This is a genomic window from Micromonospora sp. BQ32, assembly GCF_059358895.1.
The window spans coordinates 17,405-36,674 of record NZ_JCADBI010000009.1 but is presented as its reverse complement, the minus strand read 5'-3'; the positions used below and the strand labels follow the sequence as shown (position 1 = coordinate 36,674).

19 protein-coding genes and 1 pseudogene are annotated in these 19,270 nt (G+C 67.1%); 9 read left to right on the top strand and 11 right to left on the bottom strand.

Going from position 1 to position 19,270, the window contains the following annotated elements; translation table 11 throughout:
- Positions 1 to 45 precede the first annotated feature (45 nt).
- From AC5L30_RS18340 to AC5L30_RS18330, 3 genes are all read right to left on the bottom strand, one after another.
- Positions 46 to 684, bottom strand: coding sequence for an arsenate reductase ArsC (locus AC5L30_RS18340; protein ID WP_494868640.1), 639 nt, complete (start codon positions 682 to 684; stop codon positions 46 to 48).
- A gap of 16 nt (positions 685 to 700) precedes the next feature.
- Positions 701 to 1,402 carry an arsenate reductase/protein-tyrosine-phosphatase family protein gene (locus tag AC5L30_RS18335; protein WP_494868639.1) on the bottom strand — a complete coding sequence of 234 codons (702 nt, stop codon included), beginning with the start codon at positions 1,400 to 1,402 and terminating at the stop codon, positions 701 to 703.
- Positions 1,403 to 1,715: 313 nt separating this feature from the next.
- Complete coding sequence (locus AC5L30_RS18330) at positions 1,716 to 2,093, bottom strand: ArsR/SmtB family transcription factor (RefSeq protein WP_494868638.1); 378 nt, start codon at positions 2,091 to 2,093, stop codon at positions 1,716 to 1,718.
- 86 nt (positions 2,094 to 2,179) lie between these two features.
- On the opposite strand from AC5L30_RS18330, the gene AC5L30_RS18325 reads away from it, so the two are divergent.
- From AC5L30_RS18325 to AC5L30_RS18285, 9 genes are all read left to right on the top strand, one after another.
- On the top strand, positions 2,180 to 2,329 hold the full coding sequence (locus AC5L30_RS18325) for a hypothetical protein (RefSeq protein WP_494868637.1): 150 nt from the start codon (positions 2,180 to 2,182) through the stop codon (positions 2,327 to 2,329).
- Between the two features lie 57 nt (positions 2,330 to 2,386).
- Entirely contained in the window at positions 2,387 to 2,713 is a 327-nt protein-coding gene (locus AC5L30_RS18320) for an ArsR/SmtB family transcription factor (protein ID WP_494868636.1), read from the top strand.
- The gene (locus AC5L30_RS18315) at positions 2,713 to 3,207 is read left to right on the top strand and encodes a GNAT family N-acetyltransferase (protein ID WP_494868634.1); all 495 of its coding nucleotides are present in this window, start codon (positions 2,713 to 2,715) and stop codon (positions 3,205 to 3,207) included. Before AC5L30_RS18320 ends, AC5L30_RS18315 begins: the two co-directional genes overlap by 1 nt.
- 76 nt (positions 3,208 to 3,283) lie before the next feature.
- Entirely contained in the window at positions 3,284 to 4,702 is a 1,419-nt protein-coding gene (locus AC5L30_RS18310) for an NAD(P)-binding domain-containing protein (protein WP_494868633.1), read from the top strand.
- On the top strand, positions 4,702 to 5,955 hold the full coding sequence (locus AC5L30_RS18305; RefSeq protein ID WP_494868632.1) for an MFS transporter: 1,254 nt from the start codon (positions 4,702 to 4,704) through the stop codon (positions 5,953 to 5,955). Before AC5L30_RS18310 ends, AC5L30_RS18305 begins: the two co-directional genes overlap by 1 nt.
- Before the next feature lie 134 nt (positions 5,956 to 6,089).
- Entirely contained in the window at positions 6,090 to 6,422 is a 333-nt protein-coding gene (locus AC5L30_RS18300) for a hypothetical protein (protein ID WP_494868631.1), read from the top strand.
- On the top strand, positions 6,419 to 6,865 hold the full coding sequence (locus tag AC5L30_RS18295) for a MerR family transcriptional regulator (RefSeq protein WP_494868630.1): 447 nt from the start codon (positions 6,419 to 6,421) through the stop codon (positions 6,863 to 6,865). Before AC5L30_RS18300 ends, AC5L30_RS18295 begins: the two co-directional genes overlap by 4 nt.
- Entirely contained in the window at positions 6,849 to 7,139 is a 291-nt protein-coding gene (merT, locus tag AC5L30_RS18290; RefSeq protein ID WP_494868629.1) for a mercuric ion transporter MerT, read from the top strand. The genes AC5L30_RS18295 and merT overlap by 17 nt, the downstream gene beginning before the upstream one ends.
- A gap of 34 nt (positions 7,140 to 7,173) precedes the next feature.
- Positions 7,174 to 7,518, top strand: coding sequence for a YnfA family protein (locus AC5L30_RS18285; RefSeq protein ID WP_494868628.1), 345 nt, complete (start codon positions 7,174 to 7,176; stop codon positions 7,516 to 7,518).
- Positions 7,519 to 7,752: 234 nt separating this feature from the next.
- Here AC5L30_RS18285 and AC5L30_RS18280 read toward each other — a convergent pair.
- The 8 genes and pseudogenes from AC5L30_RS18280 to AC5L30_RS18245 form a co-directional block, all read right to left on the bottom strand.
- Positions 7,753 to 7,862 (bottom strand): annotated as a pseudogene (locus AC5L30_RS18280).
- 294 nt (positions 7,863 to 8,156) lie between these two features.
- On the bottom strand, positions 8,157 to 11,261 hold the full coding sequence (locus AC5L30_RS18275; protein WP_494868627.1) for a type I restriction endonuclease subunit R: 3,105 nt from the start codon (positions 11,259 to 11,261) through the stop codon (positions 8,157 to 8,159).
- Positions 11,262 to 11,264: 3 nt separating this feature from the next.
- Positions 11,265 to 12,494 carry a restriction endonuclease subunit S gene (locus AC5L30_RS18270; RefSeq protein WP_494868626.1) on the bottom strand — a complete coding sequence of 410 codons (1,230 nt, stop codon included), beginning with the start codon at positions 12,492 to 12,494 and terminating at the stop codon, positions 11,265 to 11,267.
- Positions 12,487 to 14,073, bottom strand: a complete 1,587-nt coding sequence (locus tag AC5L30_RS18265; protein ID WP_494868625.1) for a type I restriction-modification system subunit M — start codon at positions 14,071 to 14,073, stop codon at positions 12,487 to 12,489. The genes AC5L30_RS18270 and AC5L30_RS18265 overlap by 8 nt, the downstream gene beginning before the upstream one ends.
- Positions 14,074 to 14,355: 282 nt before the next feature.
- Positions 14,356 to 14,586 (bottom strand): AbiTii domain-containing protein, encoded by a 231-nt coding sequence (locus AC5L30_RS18260; RefSeq protein ID WP_494868624.1) that lies wholly within the window; start codon positions 14,584 to 14,586, stop codon positions 14,356 to 14,358.
- Positions 14,587 to 14,693: 107 nt separating this feature from the next.
- Entirely contained in the window at positions 14,694 to 15,791 is a 1,098-nt protein-coding gene (locus AC5L30_RS18255; protein ID WP_494868623.1) for a hypothetical protein, read from the bottom strand.
- A gap of 123 nt (positions 15,792 to 15,914) precedes the next feature.
- Positions 15,915 to 18,002, bottom strand: coding sequence for a methyltransferase, FxLD system (fxlM, locus tag AC5L30_RS18250; RefSeq protein WP_494868621.1), 2,088 nt, complete (start codon positions 18,000 to 18,002; stop codon positions 15,915 to 15,917).
- Between the two features lie 14 nt (positions 18,003 to 18,016).
- The gene (locus AC5L30_RS18245; RefSeq protein WP_494868620.1) at positions 18,017 to 19,231 is read right to left on the bottom strand and encodes a lanthionine synthetase C family protein; all 1,215 of its coding nucleotides are present in this window, start codon (positions 19,229 to 19,231) and stop codon (positions 18,017 to 18,019) included.
- Positions 19,232 to 19,270: the final 39 nt, after the last annotated feature.

The following is a 19,270-nucleotide window of genomic DNA, read 5'->3' as shown; positions in this document are numbered from 1 at the left end:
TCCAGTGTGGTGGGATCGCCGGCCGCGGGTCGGGCGGCGGGTGCTCTAGCGGGCGGCGGGGACGTTCAGGTCGTCGAGGAGCTGGCGGACGCGGCGTTCGATCTCGTCGCGGATCGGCCGTACGTCGGTGAGGTCCAGGCCGGCGGGGTCGTCGAGGTCCCAGTTCTCGTAGCGGGTGCCGGGGAAGACCGGGCAGGCGTCGCCGCAGCCCATCGTGACCACCACGTCCGCGGCGCGCACGACCTCATCGGTCCAGGGCTTGGGGAACTCCTCGCCGATGTCGATGCCACGCTCAGCCATCGCCGCGGTCGCCGCTGGGTTGACCTCGATGCCGGGCTCGCTGCCGCCGGACCATGCCACGGCGTGCTCGCCGGCGAGAGAGGTGAAGAAGCCCAGCGCCATCTGCGAGCGGCCGGCGTTGTGGGTGCAGAGGAACAGTACGACCGGTCGGCCGTCGCGGTGATGGCCTTCGACGCGGGCGAGGGCACGCAGGCGCTGTCGGGCGAATCGCTCGGCGAGCAGCGGCAGGAAGTTGGGGATGCTGCCGGCGGTGGCGAACTGGTCGTAGCTGGAGTGCAGGAACGCCTCGATGGTCTCGGCGCCGTAGATGCCGGTGAACTCGGCGGCGAGCCGGGTGGCGGCGGTGCGCAGGGCGACCTGCTGGTCGACGGAGATGTCTGGCATGGGGCGAGGGCTGGTGTCAGTCACGGTGCTCTCCCGAGCTCATGGCGGGGGTGATGACGGGGGCTACGCGCTCGATGCGGGCGGCGAGGTCGGCGAACGCCGTCTCGAATGCGTCGTCGGTGTCGAGGCGGACGGGGTCGGGCACCGACCAGTGCAGCCGGGGCCGGGCCGGGCCGGTGAGTTCCTCGTGGGCGTTGTCGCAGACCGCGATGATCAGATCGTCGTCGCGCACGATGTCGGCGACGTGGGAGGTGCCGACCGGGTTGAGCGTCAGCCCGTGCCGCTGGGCCACCGCGACGGCGCGGGGGTGAACCCGTTCGGCGGGCTTCGTCCCCGCCGACGCCGCTGGGGTGTGCGCGCGATCGGACCACAGGGCGGCGGCGAGCTGCGAGCGGGCGGAGTTGCGGGTGCACACGAACACCACCCGACCGACGCCGGCCAGCGGCGGCGGTGTCAGCGCGGCCAGGGCCTCGGGGCGCAGTCGCAGGTAGGTCCGGCGGCGGTCTCCCTCGGACCGATCTCGGATGACCAGGCCCGCCTCGGTGAGGACCTTGACGTGGTGAGCGATGAGGTTCGTCGGCATGTCCAGGTCGTGGGCGATCTCGCCAGGGGACGCGTCGCCGAGGGTGAGCGCGTCCACGATCGCCAGGCGCGCCGGGTCGCCGAGCGCGGCGTGGATCCGGGCGCGCCCCGACAGGGAAGCAAGCTCAGTAATCATTGACTCAATAATTGTTGAGCTTTCCGCCACTGTCAAGCGGAGGTGGGGCGACTGCCGGCGGAAGGCGGACGCGCGGGTCCTCCGCATGCGGCAGGCGGGCCCGCACAGGAGTGGAGGCGGTTGCCGCTACTAAGCGCCGGACGGCGCGGTCAGCAGCAGGCCAGGCGCACGGAATCTCCACCGACCCACCGGGCCCTGGTCTATCTGGGGCTGGAGTTCCAGCGATCGTTCGCCTCGAACACCCTGCGCGGTGTCGGCCGTGACGCCGCGCACGTCGTCGCCGCGCTGGCCGCGACCGCAGGTCGGTTCCGGCTCAGGCGACGGGCGTCGGCTGCACGCTGAGCAGCGCGGCGAGCTGGCGCAGGATGGCCGGGCGGGCGCGGTAGTAGACCCAGGTGCCGCGCCGCTCGGCGTCGACGAGGCCCGCTTCGCGCAGCGTCTTGAGGTGGTGCGAGATCGTCGGCCCGCTCAGGTCGAACGCCGGGGTCAGGTCGCAGACGCACGCCTCCCCACTGTCGGCGGAGGCGATCATCGACAGCAGCTGCAGTCGCACCGGGTCGCCGAGGGCCTTGAACGCCGGCGCCAGCACCGCCGCCGCCTCGGCGGGCACCCGCCGCTGCGCCAAGGGTGGGCAGCACGGCGTCTCGGCAGTCAGGTCGATCAGGGCGAGTGGAACAGCTTGATTCGACATTTCTCTAGATTGACACTTCCCTAATCAGTGTGCAACTCTCTGATTCGACGAACGTCAAGACAGGCGTTCGGGAGAAGGAGAACGCCATGCTCCGGTTCGCCCGTCGATCCGCGCCACCGGCCGCCGGTGTCCGGTTCTGCGACTCGTGCGCGCGGGTCACCACCACCGAGCAGCGCGCCCAGCGCCGCTACGACGCCACCCGCACCTTCGCCTACGCGGCGTACGGCCGATGGTGACGGACCCGCCCGCTAGGCTTCATCGTTAATCGGCGATAGACGACAGAGGGAGTGGCCGTGAGTGACCTGCTCGACCGGGCGACCGCGCAGACCTACGCCTCCTGGTTCCGGGCCCTGGCGGATGCGACGCGGGTGCAGATCGTGGAGTGCCTGGCCCGCCAGGCGCGCCCGATGAGCGTGGGCGAGATCGTCGCCGCCGTCGGCCTGGCGCAGTCCACGGTCTCGCAGCACCTGAAGATCCTCACCGAGGTGCGCTTCGTCCTCGTCGAGGCGGTCGGCACCGCCCGGCACTACCAGATCAACGACGCGTGCGTCGGCCGCTTCCCGTCGGCCGCCGACGTGGTCATGGGCCGCCCCGCCCCCACGCCGGTCGGAGCCTGCTGATGACCGAGGTCACCGTCCGCCCGATGAGCGTCGACGACGCCGACCGGGTCCTCGCGATCTACCAGGCCGGTCTCGACGGGGGCGACGCCAGCTTCGAGACCACCGCACCGACCTGGGCCGCGTTCGACGCCGCCCGACTGCCGCAGCACCGCTTCGTGGCCGTCGACGGCGACGGCGCCGTCCTCGGGTGGGTCGCGGTCTCACCGACATCGACCCGCCCGGTCTACGCCGGGGTGGTCGAGCACTCCGTCTACGTCGACCCCGCCGCGCGCGGACAGGGCGTGGCTCGACTGCTGCTGGACACGCTGATCACCTCCACCGAGGCGGCCGGCATTTGGACCATCCAGTCCGGCGTCTTCGGTGAGAACACCGCCAGCCTCACCCTGCACGAGCGCGCCGGATTCCGCGTGATCGGCGTCCGCGAACGGGTGGGACGCCACCACGGCCGGTGGCGCGACGTGATCCTGCTGGAACGCCGCAGCCGCAGCATCTGAACCCTCCCGGGCCCTGCCACCACAGCACCACCACACCCTCTTGATTCGACAATTCTCAACGCAGAGGAGTCACCTGATGAGCGCCCTGAACGAGTTGCCCGTCGTGGTCATCGGCGCCGGCCCGGTCGGCCTGGCCGCCGCCGCGCACCTGCACGAGCGTGACCTACCGTTCCTTGTCCTGGAGGCCGGCGACACCCCCGCCGCCGCCGTACGGCAGTGGGGACACGTGCGCGTCTTCTCCCCCTGGCGCTACAACATCGACCCCGCCGCCCGCCGCCTGCTCGACGACGCCGGCTGGATCGCCCCGGACCTGGAGGCCCTGCCCACCGGCGCCGAGTTGGCCGACGACTACCTCCACCCCCTCGCCCAGCTGCCGCAGCTCAAGCCGCACCTGCGCTACGGCGCCCGGGTCGAGGCGATCAGCCGCCTCGGCCTGGACCGCCTGCGCACCGCCAGCCGCGACACCACGCCATTCCTCGTCCGCCTCGCCGACGGCGAGGAGATCCACGCCCGTGCCGTCATCGACGCCTCCGGCACCTGGGGCACCCCGAACGTCCTCGGCGCCGCCGGCCTGCCCGCCCGCGGTGAGGCCGACGTCGCGGCGCACCTGGAGCATGCGCTGCCCGACGTCCTCGGCGTCGACCGGGACCGCTTCGCCGGCCGGCACACCCTCGTCGTCGGCGCCGGCCACTCCGCCGCCAACACCCTGCTCTCCCTCGCCGAGTTGGCCGAGTCCACGCCGGGCACCGCCGTGACCTGGGCGATCCGCACCACCTCACCGGCGCGCACCTACGGCGGCGGCGACGCCGACGCGCTGCCCGCACGCGGTGCGCTCGGCTCCCGGCTACGGGCGCACGTGGACGCCGGCCGGATCCGGCTGCTCACCGGTTTCGCCGTGCACGCTCTCACCCTCACCGACGGTCGGGTCAGCGTGCTCGTGCGCCACACCGGCGGCAGCGAAGAGCAGACCACCGTGGACCGCATCGTCGCGGCCACCGGTTTCCGCCCCGACCACTCGATCGCCGCCGAGCTGCGCCTGGACCTGGACCCGGTGATGGGTGCCACCCGCGCCCTGGCCCCGTTGATCGACCCGAACGAGCACTCCTGCGGCACCGTGCCCCCGCACGGCGTGGACGAGCTCACTCACCCCGAGCCGGGCTACTACGCCGTCGGCATGAAGTCCTACGGGCGGGCGCCGACGTTCCTCATGGCCACCGGCTACGAGCAGGTCCGCTCCGTCGTCGCCGCCCTCGCCGGCGACTGGGCCGCCGCCCGCGACGTTCAACTCGACCTCCCCGAGACCGGGGTGTGCAACAGCAACCCGGACGAGTCTGCTAACGCCGACAGCTGCTGCGGGCCGGCACCGGCCGCCCAGAGCGCCGGACGGGGCCTGGCCACCGGCATCTCCGGCGGGCTGCTCGCCGCACCTCTGAGCCTGCTCACCCTCGACGCCGCACCTGCTGACACGCAGAGCGGCGGCTGCTGCGGCAGCTGATGCCCACCACCACGGTGCCCGCCGACCCTGTTGTCGGCGGGCACCACGGGTGGCGCATCGTCGCCGCCCTCGCCGTCACCTCCACCATCGGCTACGGCACCCTCTACTACGCCTACGCCGTCCTACTCACCCCGATGGCCGCCACCCTCGGCACCTCCACCACCGCCGTCACCGGCGCGCTCACCGCGAGTGTCCTTGCCGGCGCCCTCGCGGCGATCCCCGTCGGCCGGTGGCTCGACCACCACGGCGGACGCGCGCTGATGACCGCCGGCTCGATCACCGCCACCGCCCTACTCGTGGCCTGGTCCCAGGTCCACACCATCGAACAGCTCTACGCCGTCATGATCGGCGTCGGGATCACCGGCGCGATGGTCCTCTACGAACCCGCGTTCGCCGTCATCGTCGCCTGGTTCACCCCCGACCGGCGCGCCACCGCCCTGCTGGTCGTCACCATCGTCGCCGGGTTCGCCAGCACCATCTTCATGCCCCTGACCGGGCTCCTGGCCGCCCACCTCGGCTGGCGCGGCGCGCTGCTCGCCCTCGCCGCCCTCCACGGCGCGGTCACCGTGCCCCTGCACGCCCTCACCATCCGCCAACCCCCACCGGCAGCACCGACTACGCCCGCGAACCCGCCCCGGCCAGGACCCGCCCAGCGGCGCGCCGCCGCCCGGGCCGCGATGCGCGACACCCGGTTCTGGATCCTCGCCGCGACCCTGATCGCCCACGGCGCGGCAACCAGCACCATGACCGTGCACCTCATCGGCTACCTCACCAGCCGCGGACACCCCGCCACCATCGCCGCCACCCTGACCGGACTGCTCGGCGTCCTGTCCGTCACCGGACGGCTCGTCCTCACCGCCGCGCGCCGACATCTGCGCGTCACCACCATCGTCGCCGCGATCTTCGCCATCCAGGTCACCGCGGTGCTCGCCATGCCGCTGCTCGCCGGCACCCGCACCGGCGCGATCATCACCGTCATCGGCTTCGGACTCGGTTTCGGCATCACCAGCCTCGCCACCCCCGCCCTGCTCACCGACCGGTACGGCACCACCGCCTACGCCACCATCGCCGGCCGACTCGCCGCGCCCGTCACCATCGCCAGAGCCGCCGGACCCCTCGCCGCCGCCGGGCTCCTGCACACCACCGCCGGATACACGCCCCTGCTCGCCGCCGTCGCCGGATGCTGCGCCCTCGCCGCCACCGGCATGCTCACCCGCGCCACCACCACGGCGCCAACCCACGGTCCGAGCTGACCCGCAGAACGAGGCACTACCGCAGGCAAAGGCGAACCGGTGGCGATCAGAGGACTGGCTGCGGCACCACGGCGGACCACGTCGAACAATTGGGCTTGCATCCGGTACCCAGGTACAGGCTTACCGTCATGGGTATGAGCAGCGATGACCAGGCATGGGCGCCCGAGGCGTGCACCCTGCCGAGCGTGCAACGGCCGCTGCGGCTGGCCGAGTTCGACGACCTGTTCACCACCGCCCTGTTAGCGCAGCAACGGCTGTCCCCCACCCACCTGCGGTGGCGCCTCGATCCGACCGCCGAGACGACTGCCCGGGACCTGACCGTTCGGGAAAACTCCTGCTGCTCGTTCTTCACCTTCACCATCGCCGCCGATGCCAGCGCGCTGCGGCTCGACGTGCAGGTGCCGGCCACGCACGTCGATGTTCTCGACGCCCTCGCGCACCGGGCCTCAGCCGGGATGACGGAGTGAACTGGTTGCGCAGCAGCCAGGTCGCCGCAGCGGCCGGGGTGAACCCGCAGACCCTGCGCTACTACGAGCGCCGCGGCCTGCTCGCCGAACCAGAGCGCACCCTGGGCGGGCACCGCCTCTACCCCGCCGAGGCGGTCACCGTACTGAGGGTGATCAAGGCGGCGCAGGGGCTCGGATTCACCCTCGACGAGGTCGCCGACCTGCTCGACGCGGGCCAGCACCGCCACGGCCGTAATCCCGACGCTGGTCTGCGGGTCCGCGCCCGAACAAAGCTCGCCGAGGTCGAGGCGAAGATCGCCGACCTGCAGGTCATCGCCGGCACCCTGCGGGCCGCGGTGGACGCCGGCTGCGACGACCTCGTCGAGTGCGCCGGACAGCCGTGCTGCCCCATCCCGTTCGCCACCATCGCCATCAGAGGAGTCCCCGATGCAGAAGACCGTTAACCAGAATGCTGCCCGAGCGCGCCGCGGGCTGCCCTTCGGCCTGACCGGTCTGGCGGGGTTGGCCTGCGCGGCGTGCTGCGCCATCCCGCTGCTGCTCGCCGCCGGGATCTTGTCCGGCGCCGGTTGGGCCGCCGTCGGCGCGTGGATGCCCGGTATCGCTATCGCCCTCGCCGCTCTCGCCGGGGGAGCCTGGTGGTGGGCGAGCCGTCGCACTCACGACGGCGGCTGCGTCGGTGGGAGCGGCTGCGGATGCTCGACCGTGTCACCGGCGTGACCGAGGGCCGCGGGCACATCGGTACCGTCCACGGATGACCGTCGTCCGCTCCATCCTGCTGTTCATCGTCGCGGCCCTGTTCGAGATCGGCGGGGCGTGGCTGGTCTGGCAGGGCTGGCGCGAGCACCGCGGGCTGTGGTGGATCGCCGCGGGTGTCATCGCCCTCGGCGCGTACGGATTCGTCGCCACCTTCCAGCCCGACCCGAACTTCGGGCGCATCCTCGCCGCCTACGGCGGCGTGTTCGTCGCCGGATCCCTCGCCTGGGGCGTGATCGTCGACAAGTTCCGACCCGACCGGTGGGACATCATCGGCGCCGGCATCTGCCTGATCGGCGTCGCCCTAATCATGTACGCGCCCCGGTCCGCAGGCGGCTCCTGATCGCCATAAGGACCAGTGACCCGAGATTCCACAAACTCGGCTGCATACACCGACACACACGGTGAGCGTTCCAGGGCCGCAGTGATGTCAAGCAAGAGTCCGCAGGCTCTGATCAATACTTCCGCAGGTCAGAGCGGCGATCTGACCCCTTAAAGGTGGGGGCAGCAGGCGGTCCCACCCGCACCCACATAATTCAGAGGGCATGGCCAATTGGCCATGCCCTCTGAATATCGCTGGTGCGCCGCCAGGGACTCGAACCCCGAACCCGCGGTTACCGAACGTCACGGTCCCGAGCTTGTCATTGATCGTCAAAACCCGTCGCTGACCTGCTCAGACGCGCTCGCCGATTTGTCAATGCTTGCCACTGCCAGACCACACTTGACAGGGGTTTTCGGGGGGTAAATGGGGGCATGAACCCGATGCCGGCGCCCGGTGTCCCTGGGTCGTGCGGGAGCGGGGTGCGTAGGCGACCACGCAGCCACTGTCCAAGGACGCCAACGAGGGACAGGGCAGCATCATGCTGCTCATATCTGACGTCTCTGCCCAAACGGCGGAAACTACTGATACTCGGTCACTTCGAGCTACCCGAAGGGTCCGGGCGACCGCCGCATGTCGCCGGGAACCTGGGAATCTGTCCGTCAGTCAACGAGGTAATGGGCTTCGATGTAGGCGACGGTGGAGTCATAGGGTTCCGCCACCGGCTTCAACATGTATCGGCGGAAGACCGCAGCGGTGGCGCGGCGGACGCCGCGGTTGCGCGCTTCTGCGTTGTCCCACGACTGGGAAAGGGTTCGGGTAACCACCTGGTCGATCTCCTCGGCCAGATTCCTCTCCGTAACGCTGAGTCCGGCTGGTGCGTGGTCTCGGATGATCCGCGAGAGGACGCCCACATGGTCGTCGTCTAGCACGACAATGGCTTCGTCCGGATTCTTTCCGGCGTTTACGACGGCACGGGCAACCCGGAGCGCTTCGGACAGGAACTCCAGGGCATCTTGGGCGGTCTGGATGATCCGGTCCCGCAGCAGTCTGATTCGCGCGGCGAGGGCGGTGTACTTCGCGGACTCCGGCTCAAGGTCCTGGTCGAGGGCTGCCTTGATGCGGTCGAGGATCTCCGCCGCAGACGGAGGCGTCTTCGTGTCGTCGGCGTCCTTGCCAGGTTTGGGTCGTACGAGGGAAAGCAGCTCTTTGAGGATGGCGATGCCCTGAGCGTCAAGAACGAGGGCTTCCTCCTGGGAAGCGGCGACGGAGAAGGAGTGGACGTGAGCGTTGATGATTCCCAAGACCATCGGCCCTAGCTCACTCAACCGTTCCTTCCGCTCGTCGTCGGAGGACTTCTTGAAAAGGGTCGTATAGACAGAGCCGAACAGCCCGAACCCGTCCCGGTACTTGGCGATCCGCTTGTCGGCGTTAATGAGTGGGTAGAGGCGAGCGAGGAAGCGGTATTCCCGGGCGAAGACCTCAGCTGCGCCAACGTTGGCGTCTAGGAAGACATTGATGGCTCGCACAGCTTCGTAGCCATGGATCGTGAGGTCTAGGTCATCGACATCGGCGAGGAGGTCTTCTATACGAGCGAAGGTATTGCGGAATTCAGTAACCAACTCGGACAGGTCGGTGACAAATCCTCCCCCTCTGCCTGTCCCAGCGGTTGCAGGGTCTACAACGGCTCGTTGGACCTCTTCGGCAAGACCGATGTAGTCCACGACCACACCGGAGGGCTTCACGAATCCGGTTGGTGAGACCCAGGTGCGGTTCGGGCGCGTGATTGTCTGAAACAAGGTGTGGGCCTTCAACGGCTTGTCCAGGTACAGCACGCCCTCGTTGGGAGCATCGAACCCGGTCATCAGCTTCGCTGTCACCACCAAGAAGCACAGGGGGTCGTCCGGCGTGAGGAACCGACGCTTCTGGTCCTCCTCCTCGGTTTCTGAGAGCCGGAACGGCCGCATGGCGCGGTCCTCGTCCTTGGAGTCCGAGACGGAGATGTTCACCTCGGCCGTGATCCGGCCATGCTTCCCAACCTCCGCAAGCGCCTGTGTTGCCTCGAATCCGGCGAGCAGCTCATTGATCTTGTCCGCATATGCCACAGCTAGCTCTCGGTTGTAGGCGACAACCTGGGCCTTGAGGCCGTTGCGATAGGCGCCAGCCAGATAATGATCAACGATGTCCTCGCAGACAGTGTGGATGCGGTCCGGGTTTGCGAAGACCGAGGTGAGACGACCGAACTTGCGCGAAAGCGCCTCACGGTCCGGGTTGTCGAGGTCGAAGTCATCTGCGAACTGATCGAACTCAGCCTGGAGCTCCTGGTCGTTCAGTTCGAAGGACACCGGATGAGGGTCCAGCACCACCGGTACGGTCGCCCCGTCCTGGAGGGACCGGGAAACAGAGTACCGATGCAGGACCCTGCCCGGGTCGCTCTCGTCGCCGAACAGGGCGAAGGTGTCTGTGGCGAGGTTCCTGATGGGCGTGCCAGTCATACCGAAGAATTTTGCGCGGGGCAATGCTGCGCGCATCTGCTCGGCCAGCGTCTTTGGCCTAACACCCTGTCGGCCACCATCTCGGGTGATGGACTGGGTGCGGTGAGCCTCGTCGACCAGCACGATGATGTTGCTTCGGTTCGACAGGTTTTTGCCGGCGTCGGCGAACTTGTGGATGGTCGTAGAGATGACGCCGCGCACGTCGTCGGTCAGCAGTGAACGCAACTCCTGACTGGTGGTGGGCTGGTGAAAGTACGTGTCCCCCATCGCGGACGTGAACACGCCGGAGGTTTGCCTGACTAGCTGGGTGCGGTCCGAGAGCAGGATGATCGTGGGCGACTCGGTGCGCGTGTCTGCAAGCAGGAGCGATGCGGCGAACACCATCAGCAGCGTCTTGCCGGAGCCTTGATGGTGCCAGATTAGGCCCTTCGACCCGCCTTCCAGGACGCGCTGGTGAATCAGGCGCGCAGCCTCCATTTGTGGGTAGCGAGGCAGGTATTTCTTGTCGATTCCACCACCTGAAGTGTCGAACAATGTGAAATTCGCCAGCATATCCAGGATGGTGGCAGGGTCGAGGAGCAGCTCAACAGAGCGCTGCACATCGGCCTGTCCCGAAAGACCTTCGTCGTCGGCGGTGGATCGGAACGGCTGCCACAAATTTATAGGCGCTCCGGCGGCGCCGAACCGCAGCTTCAGCCCGTCGGAGGCAACAGCAAAAACATTCGAGGTAAAAAACCACGGGTATTCTGTCACGTACACATCGTTGATTTCGCGGGCGGCGACGACCCACCCAGCCTTCGCGGTCGGCGACTTCACCTCAACAACCACCAGAGGCAGCCCGTTGACCCAATACACGACGTCAAACCGACGGGGGGTCTTGCCGGGCACAGCGATGGTCACCTCGTCCGACACCACCAAGGTGTTGGCGGGCGGGTGCTCGAAGTCGATGACGTTCAGGGTGTGCCATACGCCGTTGGTGTCGCGGAACTCTGTAGCCCCGCGCAGCAGCCGCAGAACGCGCTCGTTGGCTCGCACGAGGCCGCCTTCGACGGCGTTGACGGAGGCGACGATCTCCTCAACCACCGCGTCCACATCGAATCCGCCGATAACCTCAGGGTTGAGCCGCTCGATGGCGTCGCGTAGCTGGCCGACGATCACCGTCTGCGTCGACTCACGCGGTAGCGCCCGACCAGCGGTGAACTCCCAGCCCATCGGAAGAGACCAGCGAATTACCAGGTTCTGGAATTCGCGCTCTCTTACACCCTTAGCCACGGTTTAAGCCTCCAACTCGGCGGGGACAATCTCGGTGGTCCGATCCAGCCAACCCGCGAGCAGACCGGAGCGCATTTCTCGTAGGCGGGCAGCCTCAGCACGCGCCGCGTCTGCGTTAGCACGAACGGACATTACAACGGAGGAAACTCTCTGTTGCTGGTCGAGATCTGGAAGTGGAATCGGTGTCTCGCCAATGCGGTCCTGACTAATATTGACCATTGATGCACTGGTGCCTGTCGCCGATCTAGATAAATGTATCCGGGCCGACTTAAGCGCCATCGCTGTTACAAGGAAATCCGGATCCAGTTTGGGCGACGGCACGAGTCTAAGGGTTTTGTCAGCGAGGTAGAGGCCGCTTCGAACGTTGGCAGGGACTCGCGCGACGGCTCCTACTCGCGATGGCGTGTTTGCCCGCGTTATGAGTACATCACCGGCCTGCACCAGTGCGACTTCAGGCATGCGAGTACCGGGCAAGAGAGCTTTGGATTCCTCCGGTAGGAACCGGAACGGTGCTACCGCACTGACCTTCAACACGCCAAACTCACCGACACCCGGGGGCCTCGTGTCCGCCTGAGGGCTCTTGCCTCCACGGATATCTTCAAGCATCGTTCCGAGCGCCACAATTGGCTCATTCGCAAGCATGTCTCCTGCAACGGCCAACGAAACGTGCTCAAGCGCCGCAGCCTCTTGGATGAGAGCGGCGATCTGGTCGTCGACTGCGCTGATTGCTTCGACGATCCGTTTCTGTACCGGCAATGGCGGAATTTCGGTGACGATGCGGAGAAAGTCGGCTGGTTTCACCCGCTCGCGTCGACCCCCCATTCCCTTGGAGGCTGCCTGAAGCGCATCCCACATGCCCTGCGTTGTGGTGAGAATGCGGAAGAAAGCAGGTTCCAAGTCTGGCGCGAAGGAAAAGGTGGGAAACTCCTGCGAGGCGAATGATTCCGGAAGGTCATCGGGCGTCACGGTAATTGCACCTTCGAACGCCTTCAACTTGCTGTAGACCAGAGTACGTGGACCGATCCGATTGAGCTGTTTGTAGGCCGTCGAACTCCCCAATACGGGATCTCTGTAGAGCAGCCCTCGCCCCCTATTCAACACCCCTACTACTGGGTACATCTGCTCCGGATCGACATCGACGGGTTTCAGGCTCAGCGTCAGCAATTCGGCTAACGGCCGGCGAGGCCAGCCTTCTCGACTCCTCCCAGGACGATCATCGATCGCTTCACTCATCGAAGCCCTCGATGCCAGCGTCTGCGAGCGCGGCAAGCATGCGCTCCTCGGATTTCCGTCGCTCGGCGCGAGCAATATTGTAAGCCTCGATGAGGGTTCCGAGGTCTTCGCTTTCAGCGGCAGCCTGCCTGATGTAGCGCCCGATATTTAGGTCGTATTCGTTCGCCGCGATCTCGTCAAGGGGCACGAAGCGCGCAGCTAGGCCGCTACTACCTTCGACGTCAACCAGGCCACCGTCAGCGTCGAAGTTCGATCGGTACGCTGCCACAATGTTCGCGATGTCGAACTCCGTTATGATGCTGCGGTTCTTCGCCTTGGTGAAGCGCCTAGATGCGTCAACAAATAGTACGCCGGACCGCCGCTCAGGAGCCTTCGAGCCTGGCGCGCGAAACACCAGAATAGCCGTAGGGATGGGCGTGTTGTAGAAGAGGTTGGCAGGCAGGCCAATGACCGCTTCGAGCAGGTCGTCGCTCAAGACCCGCTTACGAATAACTGCCTCCTGACCGGCGCGAAAGAGGACGCCATGCGGCAGGACGACACCGGCCCGTCCCTTTTTTGGGCCCATCGAAGCGATCATGTGCTGCACGAACGCCCAATCCGCTGAGGCCGGCGGAGCAACCCCACCAATGGCCCGTGGATCACTCTTCCACGGCTTCCATTTCAACGAATAAGGCGGGTTAGCAACGATTACATCGAACTGCTCAATGGACCCATCCGGCTTCTTGAAGCGGGGGTCCTTCAGCGTGTCGCCGACCTCAATCTTAAATTGGGTAAGGTTGTGCATAAAAAGATTCATTCGTGCGACACCCGCAGTGTCTGGTACCGACTCTTGCCCGTAGAGGCGGAGTGTGTAGCTTCGACCCTTTCGAGCCTTTAGCAGATTCGCGGACGCGATGAGCATGCCGCCCGAACCGCAGGCCGGGTCGTAAACCGACTCGAAACCTTTCGGGTCTAGTAGCTCAACAATCAGCTCGACGACTTCACGCGGCGTAAAGAATTGGCCGGCACGGGTGCCAGACCCGTCAGAGAATCGCTTCAAGAGATACTCATAGGCGCCACCGAGCACGTCGTGGGACATGTTTCCCTCGTGCATCTTTGGGGTGCGGTCCATTGCCTGCATGACCGCTGCAAGCACCTGTCTCGGCAGCACCACTTCCGAGGTCCAAGCCATCGATCCGAACAGACGGGAGAACTTGTCCGGGTTTGCCGTCTCGATAGCCTGCAAGCAGGCGCGGACCCGCTGACCGAGACCGGGTCGAGTGATCGTGGCGAGAACCGACGACCAGGATGCGCGCCGCTGCTGGACGGTACCGATGTGGACGAACGGAATCTCGAACGACTGATAGTCCCGATACTCGATCTCGTAGGCTTCCTCGGCGGAGAGGTCAGCTAGGTCCTCGTTTTCCGCCAGGAACTCCTGGTGCTGGTGTTCCCAGGTATCCGACAAGTACTTCCAGAACATGAGCGGGAAGACGACCGAGGAGTACTGCGCTTCAGGCATCGCCACGCGCAGCTCGTCGGCGGCGTCCCACAACCGGGTCTCAATCTCCTGCTGCGTCACAACCATCAGTTCGGGCATCCTTGCTGGCCAAAGGGTGGCGGCTCGAGGCCGCACCGATCTCTGCTGATCACCCTATTTCGGGCGGACTCACCATGCACACGCAGGGCGTGTCCAAGCTGAGCCACACATGTGCTGTCGGCGCACACGTAGGCCAACCCCTACCTTTTGTAGTCGACCGAGAGCGCCTGGGTCACGTCCGCGCTGGTGCTGTAGGAGATGGTCATCGATAAGGCCGCTCCGCTGCTGCGGAGATGGAGAGGCTGAGGTTCGGGGTCGTCATGGCGGTTCGGGGGTCGAGGGTCATGCCGGCGCTCGCGAGAGCCGGGCACTAGATCTGAATACCGCTCGAACAAATGACCCTGGAACCTGGTCTCCGACGCCGTGCCCGTTGAGTTCCTTGCGTGCCCAGTGTCGCAGCGCCTCTGAGCCGGTCTCGACCCCGAGCAGCAGGCACTTACGGAGCAGCCCAGCGAGCGGCTCCGACTCATCGAGCAGGCGCTCACGCAGGGAACGGTGCAACGTGGCGGTCACCCGCCAGAGGCTAGAGGGGGGGTCCGACACCGGGCTGCAGTCAAACGGCTTGTTCCCGCGCCGTCTCGACCGCGGTGCGACACGACCGGACCTACGAAGTCGACAGGCTACGCGGGATTCGGCGCGCTGCCGATAACGGATTCGGCTAGAGCGAGGGCTATCGACAGTGATTCTTGTGCCGTGTCTGGCACGCTCCCTCGGTCCAATCCGCTCGCCTCGATTAATTGGCTCAGTGGTTGGCGGTGTTCGGGACCGACGGCTGGGTGGTTGAGGAGGTCGCGGGCCGCGTTGGCGTCCTCGTTACCGATGACGTCTGCCGTCAGCAGCTTGATGAGTTCATCTGCGACGTACGGCGGGACGCCGACGGCAAGGTCCAGAGCGGTGAGACTGAGGCGCACGCGGAACACCGGAAGTCCTCTGCTTGCCGCGGTGGCCGATGCTCGGTCAATCAGGCCAGCGTAATCAGTTGTGGGGGTGCCTCTGGTCGTCGTTGCGTGCCAACTCTGGAGGAGGTCGTGCACCGTTCGCTCCCATGGCTGTTCGATCTTCGTTCGGCTGAGCAGGTCGGCGGCTTCGACGTCGTCGCCCTGCATGAGGTGGGCGACGATCGTGACCTGTCGCCCGTCGAGCAGGGTGGGGCCGATTCCGTCGTAGTTGTGCACGTGAGCCAGTGCGTCGGCCCAGCGGCCGGACAGGGTGAGGGCGCGGGTTCCATCGGAGAGCAGGATGCCGCGTAGCCAGTTGATGATTTGTTGGATTTCGCCGGGGTCAGCAGTGAGTTGCTGGGGATGTATCTCCAGTTCGTCTATGACGGCGTGCCTGCCGCTGACGATCGCTGTGTGTAGGTCGGTGAGCAGGCGGTGTGCGCCGTCGCCGTCGCCGTCTCGGATGCGTAGGCGGGCGAGGTTGATGACGGGTTCGAGGGCGAAGCGGGCGGTGTGCCCGTTGAGCGGGGCTTCGCTGAGGTAGAGGTTCGCGTGTTGGTGGCACCAGGTGCGGGCGAGTTCCGCGTCGCCGCAGTCGGAGGCGACGAGGGCGGCTCCGTTGAAGACCATGGACGCCTTTTCCGGGTCGTGTTCGCGGTGGGCTGTCTCGGCGAGTGCAGCGAGTCGGTTCACTCGTGCGTCGAGAGGTTTGGCTGGCGGGCGTTTGCGGGGGACGAGGGGGTAACGGGCGGCGATGGTGGGTGCGAGGGGCAGGGTCATGGTGTCCTCAGGTACGGCGGAGGCGCGTGTTGGCATCGAGGTCTGTTCGGTGGTGCGTGGTGGTTGGCGGTGCTGGTGCCTGGGGTGGCCGGGGCGGACTGGGCACCGCCCCGTCGTGTGCCGTCAGAAGGAGATAGTGAAGGTGGTGTCGGGCCGTTGGACGTCGCCAGGCTCGGCAGGTCGCATTCCTGCTGGGTGGGCGGTGACGGTGGGTTGGTTGGGGCGGCCCGCTTCGTCCCATTGGTCGAGCAGGTTGGTGAGTTCGGCGGCGAGCTTGTCGGCGTCTGGTCCGTGTGCAATGGCGCCGAGTTCGTGGTGGCCTTCGCTGGTTGGTTGGAAGGCGAGGTAGGCGACGGTGCCGCCGTGGTAGATGGCGGCTCCGGCCCATCGGTAGGCGGGGGTGACAAGTCCGCTGGTGCGGGCGGTGTCGCCGACGCCGAGGCGGCCGAAGGGTGTGCTGGTGTGCACGAGTAGCCATAGGTCGAGATGGCCGATGGGGTCCGTGTCGGCGACTTCGATGCCGGTCCAGCGTTCGTGCCGGGGGTGGCTCAGGGCGTGGCTGAGGGCGGCTCGGTCGGGGTGGTCGGCGGCGTCGAGTTTGAGGGCCACGTCGGTGTCGAGGCGTACGTGGTGGTCGGTGTGTTCTGCGGTGCCGCGCATGGGGACGAATCCGCAGACCAGCGGTGTCGTGGTGCTGGTGAGTTGGTGGGTGTCGGTGCGGTCGAAGGCGAAGCATCGGGTCAGGCCGCTCTCGTGTACGCGCAGGGGTACGACGATGCGGCCGTGGTTGGCGAGTTGGTCCCACCAGGCGGCGGAGATGTCCCACGCTCCGGCCGTGACGATGATTCGGTCGTAGGGCGCGGTGTCGGGGTGGCCGAGGGCTCCGTCGGCGTGGATCACGTCGACGGTGTCGTAGCCGGCGCGGGTGAGGCTGGCGCGGGCGCCGTCGGCGAGGTCTTGGTCGAGTTCGATGGTGACGACCTTGCCGCTGGGGGTGGTTAGCTCGGCGAGTAGGGCTGCGTTGATGCCGGTGGCCGCGCCGATCTCCAGGACGCGATGTCCGGGGTGCGGATCGAGCTGTTCGAGCATGTCCGCGACGAGGCTTGGGCTCGACGCCGAGGACAGCGCGGCACCGCTGGGGTCGCGCTTCGTGACGATCTGGCGGCGGGTGTAGACGGTCTCCACATCGACACCAGGGAGGAACTGCTCGCGGGGCACCCTACGAAACGCCTGCTCGACGGAAGCCGAGCGGATGTGGCCGCGCTGTCTGAGAGCGGTGACGAGCTGTTCGCGAAGCACGGCTGCGCTGGGAGCGTCGGGTTCGGCGTCAGACGAGTGGACCATGTGTGTGCTTCTCTCTGTTGTTTGGGTGAGTTGATGCTTGTCGTAGGCGTCGGTGGACGAGTGGTGGAAGGTGATGTGCGTGGCTGCCGTCGCGAGGAGCCAGGCGTCGGCGGCCGAGATGCCGAGCCGATTGAAGAGGAACAGCAGGTGATGGGTTAGCACCCCGCGCAGGTCGCGGGTGAGCGCGCCGTGCCGGTCGAGGAAGCCGAGGTCTGCCCCCGCCCGCTCGTGGGATTGCGGCCATTGGGGGGTGGCTGCCAGCGGGCTACCCGGCGCGTCGGCGGCGGCGATGAGCAGCCGCTGCACGGCGGCGATCAGCTGAGGGCTTGGTCCTGGCGCGTTGGATTGGTGGCGGCGGTTAGCGAGGTGTCGCCAGACGTCGCCTTGCTCGGCGAACTCCAGTCCGGCGGCACGCATGAGGCGGGTGGCGAGCACGACACCGAGTTCGCGTCGGTGGGCGCCGCCGGCAGCGAGATGGCCGAGGATGTGGCGGCTGTCGGCGTGGAACAGGGTATGCGCGACCGTCATCGCTTGGTCGCCGCCGAACGCGTATGCCTCGGGCCGGTAGATGGGCTCGGTGACGCCGCGGACGCGGTCGTCGTTGGTGAGGTCGGCGAGGAGGGCGTAGACCCTGGCTCGCCGGTCGCCGGGCAGGAGCCGCAACCGCCATGTCTGCGTTTTGCGGATGAACCAGAAGGCGGTGATCACACCGCTGTCCTCGGCGCTGGTTAGTGCGGGGGCGAGCCGGGTTGCGGCGTACTTCTCGGCGGTGTGCCAGTCGGCGAAGGTCAGGTTGACCTGCCGCCATTGGCTTACCGGAACCGCCTGGATGGGTGGGGCGATGTCAGAGGCGAGGTCGAGGTCCATGGTGGTCTCCTCGTCTAGTGGATTAGCAGGCTGGTTGCCCAGCGGATGTCGGTGCCGGTGGCCATGGCGTGCAGGGTGAGCGCGACTCCGGCGGGGCCGGCGATCAGGCCGGATCGCGCCGGGGTGGCGTCGGTGGCGTGCTGGATCAGCAGGCGCATCACGTGGGGCATGTGGGTGTGCAGACTGGTGGTGTGGGCGTCAACGGCGGCGTACCAAGCCGTTGCGGCGAGTCCTGCCCAGCCGTGACACAGCGATGGGTCGACGAGTCGGTTGAGTTGAACGGGGTCGGCCAGGCAGCGGGCCAGGGCGTCTTCCGCTGCCTTCTGCGTGGCGGGATCGGGGAGGGCAATCCCGGCGAGCTGTTGCGCGCGGGCTATGCCGGGGGTGCCGTAGCACCAGGACGGCCGAGCCGGTCCCCGTGTCACAGACTTGCCGGCGTGCAGCTCGGCTGCCGTGATCCTCTCTGGCCACCATGGTCCGGTTGGGCTGGTCTGCCGCCAGTCGTCCAGCCAGGTGTTGATCCGGCCGATTGCTTCGGCCTGTCCCGGCACCAGGATGTTGTGGCGCATGGCGAGCGCCAGGAACGCCAAGGGGCCGGCGATGCCGTGCGCCATGCCGAAGTTGGCGTGCCCACCCGATGCGGAGCTGTCGGGATCGGGCGGGTCGGCGCTCCACCAGCCTGGCGCGAGCCGTCCGGCCTCGTCGTCGATGTCGACCGGGTCGGTGAGCCGCACCAGGTACGTCAGCACCTGCCGGAGCAGTTGTCCGTCTGGTTCGCGGCGTAGCAGGTGGGCACCGAGGCCGGTCAGCCCGCGTACGAGGTCGAACTCCGACAGCGTAGGCCGGGCACATGCCGCGATGCGCGCCTCGGCGGCGGCCAGCCGCCGTCTGGTCAGATCCGCGACCGAGTAATCGAGCGCGTCGAGGGATGCCGGACGGGCATGCGGCGCGGCCGTGGTCAGCGCGTGGGTGACTGCCGGCGCACCGAACCACAGTCCTGCTCCGCTGCCGTTGTTCAGGGTGTCAACGGTCGCGTGTCGCAGCCATTCGTAGGCCGGTTCCCATCCTCCGTGCCCAGTCTGGGCGCGCACGCCGTGCAAGATCGCTACCCCGGCGGCACCTCGCGATAGGGATTGGGCGTGCCAGCGGGTACATCGTGGCCCGTAGTCGTCCGTCGTGAAGTCCGGAGGGGGTGGCTGGGTGAGGGTGTCGGTGATGCACGAGGCCATCGTTTCGGCTGCCCGTAGCAGTGGGCTCGCGAGGGGCAT

What these genes read in the sequence shown, in the direction of transcription:
- AC5L30_RS18340 (WP_494868640.1), bottom strand. Translation starts at nt 684, where the DNA reads ATGCCAGACATCTCCGTCGACCAGCAGGTCGCCCTGCGCACCGCCGCC.
- AC5L30_RS18335 (WP_494868639.1), bottom strand. Translation starts at nt 1,402, where the DNA reads ATGATTACTGAGCTTGCTTCCCTGTCGGGGCGCGCCCGGATCCACGCC.
- AC5L30_RS18330 (WP_494868638.1), bottom strand. Translation starts at nt 2,093, where the DNA reads ATGTCGAATCAAGCTGTTCCACTCGCCCTGATCGACCTGACTGCCGAG.
- AC5L30_RS18325 (WP_494868637.1), top strand. Translation starts at nt 2,180, where the DNA reads ATGCTCCGGTTCGCCCGTCGATCCGCGCCACCGGCCGCCGGTGTCCGG.
- AC5L30_RS18315 (WP_494868634.1), top strand. Translation starts at nt 2,713, where the DNA reads ATGACCGAGGTCACCGTCCGCCCGATGAGCGTCGACGACGCCGACCGG.
- AC5L30_RS18310 (WP_494868633.1), top strand. Translation starts at nt 3,284, where the DNA reads ATGAGCGCCCTGAACGAGTTGCCCGTCGTGGTCATCGGCGCCGGCCCG.
- AC5L30_RS18305 (WP_494868632.1), top strand. Translation starts at nt 4,702, where the DNA reads ATGCCCACCACCACGGTGCCCGCCGACCCTGTTGTCGGCGGGCACCAC.
- AC5L30_RS18300 (WP_494868631.1), top strand. Translation starts at nt 6,090, where the DNA reads ATGAGCAGCGATGACCAGGCATGGGCGCCCGAGGCGTGCACCCTGCCG.
- merT (WP_494868629.1), top strand. Translation starts at nt 6,849, where the DNA reads ATGCAGAAGACCGTTAACCAGAATGCTGCCCGAGCGCGCCGCGGGCTG.
- AC5L30_RS18285 (WP_494868628.1), top strand. Translation starts at nt 7,174, where the DNA reads ATGACCGTCGTCCGCTCCATCCTGCTGTTCATCGTCGCGGCCCTGTTC.
- AC5L30_RS18270 (WP_494868626.1), bottom strand. Translation starts at nt 12,494, where the DNA reads ATGAGTGAAGCGATCGATGATCGTCCTGGGAGGAGTCGAGAAGGCTGG.
- AC5L30_RS18265 (WP_494868625.1), bottom strand. Translation starts at nt 14,073, where the DNA reads ATGCCCGAACTGATGGTTGTGACGCAGCAGGAGATTGAGACCCGGTTG.
- AC5L30_RS18255 (WP_494868623.1), bottom strand. Translation starts at nt 15,791, where the DNA reads ATGACCCTGCCCCTCGCACCCACCATCGCCGCCCGTTACCCCCTCGTC.
- fxlM (WP_494868621.1), bottom strand. Translation starts at nt 18,002, where the DNA reads ATGGACCTCGACCTCGCCTCTGACATCGCCCCACCCATCCAGGCGGTT.
- AC5L30_RS18245 (WP_494868620.1), bottom strand. Translation starts at nt 19,231, where the DNA reads ATGGCCTCGTGCATCACCGACACCCTCACCCAGCCACCCCCTCCGGAC.